Genomic DNA, 11,884 nt, shown 5'->3' with positions numbered 1-11,884 from the left:
TGTCTGGCCGTAAGGCTCAAACGTGCCGGATAGAGAAGCTTTCCGAATAAGCAAGGAATGGATTATGTACGCGATTGTGAAGGCCGGTGGCCATCAGGAAAAGGTCGAGGTCGGTGACGTCATTCTGGTCAACCGTCTCGACGCGAAGAAGGGCGATGCCGTGGAATTCCCGGCGGCTCTCGTGGTCGATGGCGTTCAGGTGACCCTCGGCGCCAAGGATCTGGCCAAGCTCAGCGTCAAGGCCGAGGTCATTGACGATGGGGCCAAGGGGCCGAAGATCAACATCCAGAAGTTCAAGAACAAGACCGGCGTCGCCCGTCGCAAGGGCCATCGTCAGCAGCTTTCCGCCGTCAAGATCACGGCGATCGCCTGATTTACGGCATCCAGCGAACGCATAGAGACGAAAGGAATAGATCATGGCACATAAGAAGGGCGCATCCGCTTCACGCAATGGCCGCGATTCAGGGCCCCAGTACCTTGGAGTGAAGAAGTTCGGCGGCGAGTCCGTCATCGCCGGCAACATCATCGTGCGCCAGCGCGGCACCAAGTTCCATGCCGGCGAGAATGTCGGCACGGGCAAGGATCACACGCTGTTCGCCCTGTCGGACGGCAATGTGAAGTTCGGCATCCGCCGCGACCGCAAGGTCGTTGACGTTGTGTCGGAGTGATTGCCCGACAGCCTGACTGTTTAGCGCATTTGGCGCCGTAAGGCGTTGCAAGGAAAAGCCGTGCCCCGATGGCACGGCTTTTCCTTTTCCGCTCAACGAATGGCCTGTTGCACGTATGGAATAGCCTTTCCACTCGCGCGAAGTGTCATTCCAAGCTCTACGCGGTCGCAAGAAATAATCCCACCCGACTCGGACTGTGGTTTCTTCCGCTAATGTCTCGCGCGACCTCAAGAACCAGGGCAATCCAAGGAATACAACGTACAAAGTAAGGTAGAACCATGAGTGATTTTGTGGATCGCGTCACCGTTCATGTCAAAGGCGGCGACGGCGGCAATGGCTCCGCCGGGATCAAACGCGAGAAGTACAAGCCCTTGGCCGGCCCTAACGGGGGCAATGGCGGGGACGGCGGCTCCGTCATCTTCGTTGCGGAGTCGAGCGCGAACAGCCTGCTCGATTATCGTTTCATGCCGCATCGCACTGCAGGCAGCGGCACGATGGGCTTGGGCGACACCAAAGACGGGTCCAAAGGAGAAGACCTGATCCTTTCTGTGCCGCTCGGCACGGTGGTTTTCACCGCCAAAGGCGCGAAGGGCGCCTCCAAACGACCAGGCGCGCAGCTGGCGGATCTGCGTCATGAGGGTGATCGTTTCGTGGTTGCCGCCGGCGGCATGGGGGGCTTGGGCAATGCCGCGCTGGCCAACCGCACTCGTCGCGCGCCCGGGTTTGCGCTGTTGGGCGAGCCGGGAGAGGAACGCGATGTGGTGCTCGAGCTCAAATCCATCGCCGATGTGGCTCTGGTCGGTTTCCCTTCTTCGGGCAAATCGAGTCTGGTGGGCGCGATGAGCTCGGCCAGGCCGAAAATCGCCGATTATCCTTTCACCACATTGGTGCCGAATCTCGGCGTGGTCATGGCCAGCGAATACCGCTACACCATCGCCGACGTGCCAGGGCTTATTCCCGGGGCTTCGCAAGGCAAAGGGCTGGGTTTGGAATTCCTGCGCCATATCGAACGCACAGAGATCATCGCCCATGTGATCGATTGCGCGACGCTTGAACCCGGCCGAGACCCGCTCTCCGACTATCATGCGCTTGAGCACGAGCTGGCGCAGTATGCCGATCAGCTGGAGCTTCCGCTTGGCGCGATCGCTATTCCTGACCGCCCGCGCGTGGTTATTCTCAACAAGGTCGATGTGCCCGAGGCCAAGGAGCTCGCCGACTTCGTGCGTCCCGAGTTCGAGAAGCTGGGTCTGCGCGTGTTCGCGGTATCGACGGCTTCGCATGAAGGCCTGAGGGAGCTCGGTTTCGCGCTTGGCGAGATGGTGGTCGAGCTGCGCGCGAAAATCGCTGAACAGGATCGTCAGCAAGAACAGGCCCGCGTGGTCATCAAGCCGTTGGAAGAGCCGACTCGCCGACGCCGGCGGAGCGACGAAGAGCGTGGCAGCGCCTACGATTACGAAATCGCGCGCGAAGAGGGCAATGGCGGCGAAATCTGGTTCACGGTGGCAGGCGCCAAGCCCGAGCGTTGGGTCAGGCAGACGAATTTCGACAACGACGAGGCCGTGGGGTATCTCGCCGATCGCCTGGCCAAGCTCGGCGTCGAGGATGCGCTGCGCAAGAAAGGCGCACATCCCGGCGACACGATCCGCATCGGCAAAGGGGATAACGCCATCGAATTCGAATGGGATCCGACCATCGCCGCCGGCGCGGAGATGCTCGACGGCGCCCAGCTCGGCGCACGCGGCAAGGATCTGCGGCTCGAAGAGGGCGATGTGCGCGCCCGCAGGCGCACCAACGAGGAGCGTCGGCGCGAATATCACGAGATGATGGACGCCAAGGCCGCCGTGCGCGAGGTGATGAGCAGGGAACGGCATGTAGGGCACTGGGCCGATCCCGCTGTGGACGACGACCGCCACGACGAGCACGGGCTGCTCGGCCGCGAGCGGGACGGCGAATAGGCGCCATGGGCAGGGTCGGCGCGTCATTGCAGGAACGCGGTGAACGGCAGATGCGGCAGCCGCAGAACCAGGCGCAGGTGCGCCGGGCCGTCGCACAGGCGCGCACCATCGTCGTCAAAGTCGGCTCAAGCTCGTTGACCGATACGGCAGGTCATCTCGATGTAGGCAGACTCGATGCGCTGGTCCAGGCCCTGGCCTGCACCTCGGCCATGGGCGCGCGGCTGGTGCTCGTGTCTTCCGGCGCCATCGCCGCAGGATTCGGCTTGCTGGGATTCGCGAAACGCCCATCCGATGTCGCCACTCAGCAGGCCACCGCTTCGGTGGGGCAGGGGTTGCTGATGGCCCAATACGAGGCGGCGTTCGGCCGTTTTGGCATTCGCGTCGGGCAGATTCTCATCACGGCCGAGGACACGACGCGAGCCGCGCAATACCGCAATGCGCAGCGCACTTTGGAACGCCTGTTGGAACTCGGCGTCGTGCCGATCGTCAACGAGAACGACGCCTTGGCCAGCAACGAGATACGTTTCGGCGACAACGACCGGCTCTCTGCGCTCATCGCCAATATCGTGCGGGCGGATGCGCTCGTGTTGCTTACCGACGTGGATTCTTTGTACTCCGCGCCGCCTTCGCGCCCGGGCGCTCGCCGCATTGATTATGTGCCCGATGTCGTCAGCGCTCTGGAGGACGTGCAGGTCACCAGCAGTGAATCGGGTATCGGTACCGGCGGCATGATCACCAAACTCGAAGCAGCCCGCGTCGCCGCGGTCTCCGGCATTCCCACTGTGCTCACCTGCGCGGGCAATGCCGGCCCGGCGCTGATGGGCGACGGCGTCGGCACGGCCTTCGCGCCGGTCAGGCAGCGTGGTTCGGCGCGGCGGCTTTGGATCGGTTTCGCCGCCGAGCCGCGCGGCACGCTGGTCGTCGACGAAGGCGCCGCCAAGGCGATCCGCGCCGGCCGGGCCAGTCTGCTTTCGCCTGGCGTGGTCGAAGTGCGCGGTGAATTCTCAGCCAGCGACCCGGTCTGGATCGATGATGAATCGGGCGAGCATCTGGCCAAAGGACTGTGCGGCTTCGATTCCGAAGAGATCCCGCATATGCTGGGGCGCACCACCGCGCAACTGCGCCGTTTGCTCGGTCAGGAATACGCCCATCCGCTCGTCCACCGCGACAATCTCGTGCTGGTGTAGCAACCTTTTGGCATCGTACTCGGCAATGCGCGCTGCACACTGCGGCGTCTTTCTTTACCATCGCATTGTTACCGCTAACACGAGGTTACTGCAGGAAGGGCGACGCGCATTCGACCGGGAACGTGACGCAACAAACATACGCCAGAGTCAAGTTGGCGATCAGAAGGTGGCGCCCAGCCATCCGCAAAACGTGAAGAAGCGCACATCGAATCGCATGCATGTCCTTGCACAGTGTGTTGTGTCCGCGAGGTCGGTAGATTAGAAGCCATGAGCATGGTTGATTGGCAGGTGCTGAGCACACGTATCGGCAAGGTGGCGCCAAGCGCCACCTTGGCGGTGGATTCCAAAGCCAAGGCGATGAAGGCCGCCGGACTGGACGTCATCGGCTTCGGCGCGGGCGAGCCGAACTTCCCCACGCCCGGCTATATCGTCGAGGCCGCAGCAAACGCCTGCCGCGACCCGCGCAACCATCGCTACACGCCGACGGCCGGATTGCCCGAGCTGCGCCAGGCCATAGCGGATAAAACCTTGCGCGATTCAGGCTTCGCGGTCCAGCCCGAGCAGGTCGTGGTCACCAACGGCGGCAAACAGGCCGTGTACGAGGCATTCCAGGTGCTGCTCAATGAAGGCGATGAGGTCATCATCCCCGCCCCTTATTGGACGAGCTACCCCGAGGCGGTGAAACTGGCCGGCGGCGTGCCGATCAAGGTCTTCGCGGGGGCTGACCGCGGTTTCGAGCCGGATATGGACGCGATCGAGCAGGCGCGCACCGCCAGAACCAAAGCCATCGTGGTCAACACGCCCGCGAACCCCACCGGAGCGGTCTGGAGCGAGGAAACAGTCACCGCGATCGGTGAATGGGCGCTCGAGCACCATATCTGGGTCATTTCTGACGAGATCTACGAACATCTGCATTACGACGATGCCAGCGTGTCGTATATCGGGGCGTGCGTTCCCGAGGTGCGCGGCCAGCTGCTCATTCTCAATGGCGTGGCGAAAACCTATGCCATGACCGGCTGGCGTGTCGGCTGGATGGTCGCGCCGGCTCCGGTGGCCAAGGCGGCCACGACCTTGCAGGGCCATTTGAGCTCGAATGTGTCGAATGTCTCGCAGCGCGCCGCGCTGGCTGCCGTAGGCGGGTCGCTGCGGGCCGTGGCGATGATGCGCGCGGCGTTTGATGCGCGGCGCAAGGCGATTGTCTCGGCGTTGAACGCCGTCGACGGCATCGTCTGCCCGAACCCCACGGGCGCCTTCTATGCCTTTGCCAATGTACAGGCGCTGCTCGGGCGCCCTATCGGCCCCGGTAATACAGTATGCGCCACTTCGGCGCAATTCGCCGCCGCATTGCTCGACCAGGCGCACGTCGCTGCCGTTCCGGGTGAGGCGTTTGGCGCACCGGGCTACCTGCGCTTCTCCTACGCGTTGGCCGACGATCAGCTGGTCGAAGGAATGCGTCGGCTGACTGCCTGGGTGAGCTGAGGCGGCACCGTTGTTTTCAACACGGTCCGTTTGCAACGCACAGTCTTCGGAAACACTCAACTGGACGAAATCTAGGGTGTTCGCTAGTATGGCTCTTTGGCGGTTTTGCCACGGACCACGCATGGCGTGTCCAGAAGGCATTTCCCCATAGGGAAGTGGCGCAATTGGTAGCGCAACGGTCTCCAAAACCGTAGGTTGTGGGTTCGAGTCCCGCCTTCCCTGCCAATACTTGAAGCAATATCAGCCAAGCGAAGGATGGAAATGGCGAAGGCACGCGAAACTCAAAAGGCTGTGAAGCCGAATGTTTTCATGCGTATCGGCTTGTTCATCAAGCAGATCATCGACGAGCTTCGCAAGGTCGTGAGTCCCACGAGCAAAGGGCTGTTCGCTTGGTCGTTCGCAGTGTTCGTCTTCGTGCTGTTCCTCATGCTTATCGTTACCGGCATGGATCTGGGGCTGGGCAAGCTCATGCTGTGGATCTTCGGCTGATTTCGAGTGAATGTGAAGGTGAGTCACGAATGAATGATGAATTGAACTTCGACGGCCTCGACGCGCTGCCAGACATCCCCGAGACCGATGCGGCCGCTGCCGCACCGGCTCCGCAGGATGCTGCGGTGCCTCAAGACGGTCAGAACAGCGCAGCGGCAACTGCTGCGGATGCGGATGACTCGGAGTCAGATGCCGCTTCGACCCCGACTGAGGTGTCCGGCACAGCTGCGTCGTCTGCTGCCGCCGAACCGCAGGATGTCGCGGGCAGCGGCGCTGCGGCCGAGTCCGACGACGCCGCGCAGCCTGACGCCGACGCCGATGACGCCGGCAGCAAGGCCGTCAAGGAATTCTCGAAGAATCTGCGCACGTTGGAAGGCAAGTGGTATGTGCTGCATACCTATTCCGGCTATGAGAAGCGCGTGAAGACCAACGTCGAATCCCGAGTGCAGAGCTACGGACTGGAAGACAAGATCTTCCAGATCGAAGTTCCTATGGAAGAAGTCGAAAAGCACACCGACAAGGGCAAGAAAGTCATCACGCGCGTGCGGGTGCCGGGCTATGTGCTCATTCGCATGTGGCCCGACGAGAATGCGCGCCGCATCGTGCGCGAGACCGAAGGCGTCACTGGGTTCGTCGGCCCGACCAAGGAACCGGCTCCGCTCAGCCGCAAAGAAGTCGTGCGTATGATGGCTCCGATGATCGCCTCCGAGGCGCTCAAGGCTGCGGGCGACAAGCCCGCCGCTGCCAAGAAGCGCACGGTCGAGGTTTCCTACGCTGTCGGCGATCAGGTCACCGTCGTCGATGGGCCTTTTGCCACAATGGCAGCCGCTGTCTCGGACGTCGAACCCACGACGCAGAAGCTCACCGTGCTCGTCTCCATTTTCGGACGCGACACGCCGGTCGAGCTCGGCTTCGAGCAGGTCGAAAAGCTCAACTGAGTCTACTCGCCAATGGCGGGTTAGTCTTCGTGCCGTATCTGACTTGTGCGTAACGACCTTGGCGCGTCGCGCATGGGGGAAGGCAGGGATGCGCGAACGTCTTTTGTCGCGTTGATGCGGCATAATAAGAAAGCTTGTGTCTGGCGGGGCTTATCCGGCCAGCGCAGATAAGTAAATGGCAAGTTGCGGGAGGGAACCGCGTGTGCCGGACGATCTGGATGGTGCTGCTGTGCTTCGGCGCGGATTGGCGTGTGACGGATCTGAGGGCATGCGGACGGCGACCGCGCGTACCGCTTCATAGAAAGAAGAACCACATACCATGGCTCCTAAAAAGAAAGTCTCGGCGCTGATCAAGCTGCAGATCGAGGCGGGCAAGGCCAATCCGGCCCCGCCGCTCGGCCCTGCGCTCGGCTCGCACGGCGTGAACATCATGGACTTCTGCAAGGCGTACAACGCTGCCACGCAGGACAAGATGGGCCAGGTCGTTCCGGTCGAGATCACCGTATTCGAGGATCGCTCCTTCACTTTCGTGCTCAAGACGCCGCCTGCCGCGGCGCTGCTGCTCAAGGCCGCGGGCCTTCAGAAGGGGACTGAGAACCCGATGACGCATAAAGTCGGTTCGGTCACCACTGCCCAGGTTCGCGAGATCGCTGAGACCAAGATGGCCGATCTTTCCGCTCGTGACGTTGAAGCCGGCATGAAGATCATCGCGGGCACCGCCCGTTCGATGGGCATCACGGTTTCGGACTGAGAGGAGAAGGACTGATGGCTAAGCATTCCAAAAAGTACCGCGAGGCGTCCGAGAAGGTCGATCGCAACAATCTGTACACTGCTTCCGAAGCTATTGCGCTCATCAAGAGCATGCCGAAGCGCGGCTTTGACGAGACCGTCGAGGCCGTTTACTGCCTCAATGTCGATCCGCGCAAGGCCGACCAGCTAGTGCGCGGTGTGGCCAATCTGCCTCACGGCACCGGCAAAACCGCTACGGTCCTTGTCTTTGCCCGCGGCCCCAAGGCCACTGAGGCCGCCGAGGCCGGCGCCGACATTGTTGGCGACGACGATTTGATCGAGAAGGTCCAGGGCGGCTTCCTTGATTTTGATGCGGTCGTGGCCACTCCCGACATGATGGGCAAGGTAGGCCGTTTGGGTCGCGTACTCGGCCCCCGTGGCCTCATGCCGAACCCGAAGACCGGCACCGTGACGATGGACGTGACCAAGGCCGTGTCCGATATCAAGGGTGGCAAGATCGAGTTCCGTGTCGACAAGAACGGCAACCTTTCGTTCATCGTCGGCAAGACTTCATTCGACGAGGGCGCGCTGGAGGAGAACTTCAAGGTCGTGGCCGACGAGATCAAGCGTCTCAAGCCTTCGACTCTGAAAGGCCGCTACCTCACCAAGGCGACGATCAGCACCACCATGGGCCCCGGCATCCCCCTGGATGTCGCCCCGCTGGCCTGATTGCACGTCTGAGCCTGAATCACCGAAGGCCCGCACCGAATATGGTGCGGGCCTTCGTCGTATCGGCGGCGCTGCGGTCGCTTGCGCGATTTCGTCGCGGAACCATATGCGCAGCCATCGCCTGCGAAGTTTCCCGGGAAATTGTTGAACGCAGGCCTTCCGAAACTGTATGTTCAACAATTTCCCGGGAATTGCGATCCGTTTCTGCCTGTCAGGAGCTGCGCCGGCCATCGCGAACTCGACCCAGCGTGATGGCGGTTTGCAGCACATAGGCTTCACGCGGATTGGTGGCGTCCCAACCGGTGGTTTCAGCTGCTCGCTTGAGCCGATAGCGCACGGTATTGGGGTGCACGTTGAGTTCGCGGGCTGTGGCGTCGAGCGAGCCGCCCGACTGGATGAATGCGGAGACGGTGTCCAGCGTCGGGTCGTCGGCGTTGTCGCTGAGCAGACTGCGATATACGACTGCAACCAGTTCGTCCCTGGCGTCATCATCGCCCAGCAGCGCGCGTTCGGGCAGCACGTCGTCGGCGCGCATGGGCCGGGGGAGTGGACTCACAGCAGGACAGGCACGCAGCGCATTCAGCACGCCACGAGTCACACGGCTGGCTCCTGAGGCGTTGGCGCCCGCCGAGCCCAGGCATACGGGCCGCGCATCGTCAAAGGCGCCGAGTGCAGCCGTGCATGTCACTTCAGGAGTTACCGCACTACGGATCTCTATTATCGCCACGCATATGCTCCCGCACCGGCCAATCAGGCAGCCATCGCCGCCAAGGTCGTGGACGGCGCGCAGTATCGCCGCCCGCGTGCCGGAATACGAAGATTTCGGCGTGCCTGCGAGCGCAAAGCACTTGAATTGGCAGGGCCAGCCTAGGATGCGCAGCAGCGCGGCGACGCGCCCATCGCCGAGCCCCTGGAGCAACGCCTCGAAAGCGACTGATTCGATTCGCGCCTGCGCGGTCTCGGTGAGCGACCAATGCTGTGCGGGCGCCATATGCAATTCTTCCGTCCCGGCAGGGCCCGTATCATCGTGAACGGTATCGGCGGCATGGTCGTCAATGCAGCTGCCGCTGCATCCGTCTGCGCGCTCCGGCGCGTTTTTCATGATGCCGAGCAAGGCGAGGATATCGGGTATGGCTGCATCGGCGCCCAACGCAGCTGCGGAGACTGTTTTCTTGCCTGATCTGTCTCCTGCTGCGATATCGGTCATACCTCAAGTCTAGCCGACCGAGGCTGCATGCAAGCTGAAAGGCCCGGTTTCAAGGCCGGGTCCCATTGACCAGAGCCGGTCGGCAGAAACGCCTATTACGACGAGGCGCTGTCGCCTGCAGAGTGCGAGTCGCGCCAGAATGTCAGGGCCACGAATCCGAAGACGAAGGCGACCGGAAGCATATGTCGCTCGAAGTTGTTGGCAGGGGACGTGATGAATACGCCCATGAGCAGCAGCAGCGGCACGTGCCATACCAGCGTGCGCCACCGGCGCAGAACCACTTCGGCGGCTCCGAGCAACAGCGTCAGGACCACATAGAGATTGCCATGCGTGACCCATCCGAGCACCGGGACCGCACCCCAGACGCGTGCGAGGCGGGCGATCGAATGCCTCCAATGGGGCTGCCAATAGCGGATCCAGCTGGACCATTGGGTTACATAGTCGCTGGTCAGATAGTAGTCCATGGAGACGTATGGCTGATCTGCCACATCGAAGTATCCGAAGCATTTGGCCAAGAAGGCGTCGAGGGCGATGCGTGGATTGGCCTTGACGATTGCCAGCCAGGCGCGGTTGAAATCAGCCATGTCGCCCTTGGTGACAGTGCGCCAGCGGTAGCTGACCTTCTTTGACTGGATGCCCGAGGATTTGACCGGATCCGCGTCCTGGCGGAAATACGAGTCGGCCATCTGATCGAGGTTGAAGACGGGGGCGAGCTCGTCTCGGGCCTGCTGCGGGATGCCTGCCGGATTGAGTTTGGCGACGCGTGCGATCTGCTGCAGCTGGATGCCCCGCGACTCGATCGGGTCACCGCCGATGACGGCTCCGCTGGCGATTAGGAAGCTCAACGAGCCGTGGACGACGACGACCGGCACAACGAGCGCGGCGCAATAGGTGCGCCAGCGCGTCCGGTCGGCGATGAGCAGCAGCAGAATTTGGACTACGAGAATGTAGAACGCATATTTCGCCGAGACGAGCATGATGCAGGTCGATGCTGCCAGCGCCGCAGCCGTGCGTTTGCGCGTGCCGTCGAAAAGGCGGGCACTCGCGGACGTTCTCGCCGCGTGCCGGCGCACGGGCCACAGGCCGATCACGCTGGTCCCCTGCCCTGGTTTTGCAGCTGGTGTTGCCGGTCTGGTCATATGCAGCTCGTAGCCTGCGCCGAACCACCAGACGAACGCATAGGCGAATACCGGCGACTTCGTCAGCGAAATCGTTGAAAACAGCACGAGCGGGCAGCAGAGGAAAAACACCAGGATAATCGTCCGCACGCCGGCGCCGGCCGTGGATGCCCGCGAGATGCCGGAGGCACCAGCAACGTGCGCGCAAACCATGCCGCGCTCGGGACGCATCAGATCACGGGGCTGGAAGCGTTCGGGCTGTCGGAAATGACTCGGTGGCGCGGGACGCGCGGATTTCCCGAGCCACGGCAGGTTCAGGAACCGGTTCGCTGCGGACGCGCAGCAGAAAACGGCGAAAAGGAATTGCCCGGCGGACAGCGCAACCAGCCCCCAATCGTTGGAACCGGTGAAGTAGCGGGATATGGCTGCCGCTGTCCCGTACAGCACGGTGAGCACGATATTGTGCTGATCGGTCAGATAGATCGGGTTCGCGGGCCACATGTAATGCGCGGTCGGGTAGATATCCATCGGCACGAAGGAGAAGAAGCCGATATAAGGCTGATTCAGGCCTGTCCACTGGTTGTAGGCCCAGCTGAATTCACGGATCTGCGAGCGAATATCCGCGCCGAAGGCCGACAGCAGCGTCGCCGGCACCCAAAGCCATCCAATGAACAATATCGCCGCGATTTTCCACCACCGGCTCGTAATGGCGAACATGAGCCGTTTGACGGCCTGCGACGCGCTGCCGAAGCTGCGGGCGAGAACAAGCGCCCATGGGCGGGACCGGCCGGTCATTGCCGCGAAGGATTGCGCAAGCCGTCGCTCGGAGATATGCCGCTTATGCCACGAGGCCGGAACGATCCGCCGCCGGCTGCCCGCGCGCACCAAGGCGACGATCAGCAGAAAATATACGGCGAATGCGAGCAGTCCGAACACAGCATTGAGCCAGGAGAACTGCGCGATGCCCTCATCCTCCCAAAACAGCGGCCCGACTGCGGTGCATAGGCTCAGCCATAGGCACGCGAAGACGGCGAGGGCCCAACGCAGGGCTGCGGTGGTGCGGCGACCGCGGCTTTGCGTTGCATAGGCCGCCCTCCGGTGGGCGCGATCGGCTGAGGACGACGCGATGGGGGCGCCGCCCGTAAGCGCTGCCAGTGCACCTGGCGCATCTTTCGAGAGGCGATGAGGTAAAGCGTCTGTCATGTGATGGATTCTATCGTGGACTTGCGAACGCCGGGCGATTCCCGAGCCACTGCATGGTACCGCTGGCAATAGTGACGCAGGACATCGAAGGAGCCCGTACCCTGCTGCCCTGACTACGCCAGCAGTGATATTCCCTCATCATCGGACGTATTGCATCGTATAGCGCCGGTTCGCGCATTATT

At 62.3% G+C, this 11,884-nt stretch carries 11 protein-coding genes and 1 tRNA gene; 10 read left to right on the top strand and 2 right to left on the bottom strand.

Features of this window, described 5'->3' with window-relative positions; genetic code table 11:
• Positions 1–64: 64 nt before the first annotated feature.
• From rplU to rplA, 10 genes are all read left to right on the top strand, one after another.
• A complete protein-coding gene (gene rplU, locus LKG04_RS03070) occupies positions 65–373 on the top strand; it encodes a 50S ribosomal protein L21 (RefSeq protein ID WP_291761776.1) in 309 nt (102 codons plus the stop codon).
• A gap of 43 nt (positions 374–416) precedes the next feature.
• On the top strand, positions 417–668 hold the full coding sequence (gene rpmA, locus LKG04_RS03065; RefSeq protein WP_291761774.1) for a 50S ribosomal protein L27: 252 nt from the start codon (positions 417–419) through the stop codon (positions 666–668).
• Positions 669–946: 278 nt separating this feature from the next.
• Positions 947–2,623 carry a GTPase ObgE gene (obgE, locus tag LKG04_RS03060; RefSeq protein ID WP_291761772.1) on the top strand — a complete coding sequence of 559 codons (1,677 nt, stop codon included), beginning with the start codon at positions 947–949 and terminating at the stop codon, positions 2,621–2,623.
• Positions 2,624–2,673: 50 nt separating this feature from the next.
• Entirely contained in the window at positions 2,674–3,810 is a 1,137-nt protein-coding gene (gene proB, locus LKG04_RS03055; RefSeq protein WP_291761809.1) for a glutamate 5-kinase, read from the top strand.
• Positions 3,811–4,083: 273 nt separating this feature from the next.
• Positions 4,084–5,289, top strand: a complete 1,206-nt coding sequence (locus LKG04_RS03050) for a pyridoxal phosphate-dependent aminotransferase (RefSeq protein WP_291761808.1) — start codon at positions 4,084–4,086, stop codon at positions 5,287–5,289.
• Positions 5,290–5,438: 149 nt separating this feature from the next.
• Positions 5,439–5,514: transfer RNA gene (locus LKG04_RS03045), tRNA-Trp, on the top strand.
• Positions 5,515–5,550: 36 nt separating this feature from the next.
• Positions 5,551–5,778, top strand: coding sequence for a preprotein translocase subunit SecE (gene secE / locus LKG04_RS03040; protein ID WP_291761770.1), 228 nt, complete (start codon positions 5,551–5,553; stop codon positions 5,776–5,778).
• 29 nt (positions 5,779–5,807) lie between these two features.
• Complete coding sequence (nusG, locus tag LKG04_RS03035; protein ID WP_291761768.1) at positions 5,808–6,716, top strand: transcription termination/antitermination protein NusG; 909 nt, start codon at positions 5,808–5,810, stop codon at positions 6,714–6,716.
• 319 nt (positions 6,717–7,035) lie between these two features.
• Positions 7,036–7,467, top strand: a complete 432-nt coding sequence (rplK, locus tag LKG04_RS03030; protein WP_291761765.1) for a 50S ribosomal protein L11 — start codon at positions 7,036–7,038, stop codon at positions 7,465–7,467.
• Between the two features lie 14 nt (positions 7,468–7,481).
• The gene (gene rplA / locus LKG04_RS03025; RefSeq protein ID WP_291761763.1) at positions 7,482–8,174 is read left to right on the top strand and encodes a 50S ribosomal protein L1; all 693 of its coding nucleotides are present in this window, start codon (positions 7,482–7,484) and stop codon (positions 8,172–8,174) included.
• Between the two features lie 211 nt (positions 8,175–8,385).
• Here rplA and LKG04_RS03020 read toward each other — a convergent pair whose 3' ends face one another.
• A complete protein-coding gene (locus LKG04_RS03020; protein WP_434734860.1) occupies positions 8,386–9,165 on the bottom strand; it encodes a PucR family transcriptional regulator in 780 nt (259 codons plus the stop codon).
• A 311-nt stretch (positions 9,166–9,476) separates the two neighbouring features.
• Positions 9,477–11,702: a DUF6020 family protein gene (locus tag LKG04_RS03015; protein WP_291761761.1), complete on the bottom strand. Its 2,226-nt coding sequence runs from the start codon at positions 11,700–11,702 to the stop codon at positions 9,477–9,479.
• Between the last annotated feature and the right edge of the window lie 182 nt (positions 11,703–11,884).

This window comes from Bifidobacterium sp., assembly GCF_022640935.1.
Classification (GTDB): Bacteria; Actinomycetota; Actinomycetes; order Actinomycetales; family Bifidobacteriaceae; genus Bifidobacterium.
The sequence above is the reverse complement of the archived record's forward strand: the minus strand, read 5'-3'. Positions and strand labels throughout refer to the sequence as shown.

Coding starts and splice junctions, on each gene's coding strand:
- rplU (WP_291761776.1), top strand. CDS start 65: ATGTACGCGATTGTGAAGGCCGGTGGCCATCAGGAAAAGGTCGAGGTC.
- rpmA (WP_291761774.1), top strand. CDS start 417: ATGGCACATAAGAAGGGCGCATCCGCTTCACGCAATGGCCGCGATTCA.
- obgE (WP_291761772.1), top strand. CDS start 947: ATGAGTGATTTTGTGGATCGCGTCACCGTTCATGTCAAAGGCGGCGAC.
- proB (WP_291761809.1), top strand. CDS start 2,674: ATGCGGCAGCCGCAGAACCAGGCGCAGGTGCGCCGGGCCGTCGCACAG.
- LKG04_RS03050 (WP_291761808.1), top strand. CDS start 4,084: ATGGTTGATTGGCAGGTGCTGAGCACACGTATCGGCAAGGTGGCGCCA.
- secE (WP_291761770.1), top strand. CDS start 5,551: ATGGCGAAGGCACGCGAAACTCAAAAGGCTGTGAAGCCGAATGTTTTC.
- nusG (WP_291761768.1), top strand. CDS start 5,808: ATGAATGATGAATTGAACTTCGACGGCCTCGACGCGCTGCCAGACATC.
- rplK (WP_291761765.1), top strand. CDS start 7,036: ATGGCTCCTAAAAAGAAAGTCTCGGCGCTGATCAAGCTGCAGATCGAG.
- rplA (WP_291761763.1), top strand. CDS start 7,482: ATGGCTAAGCATTCCAAAAAGTACCGCGAGGCGTCCGAGAAGGTCGAT.
- LKG04_RS03020 (WP_434734860.1), bottom strand. CDS start 9,165: ATGGCGCCCGCACAGCATTGGTCGCTCACCGAGACCGCGCAGGCGCGA.
- LKG04_RS03015 (WP_291761761.1), bottom strand. CDS start 11,702: ATGACAGACGCTTTACCTCATCGCCTCTCGAAAGATGCGCCAGGTGCA.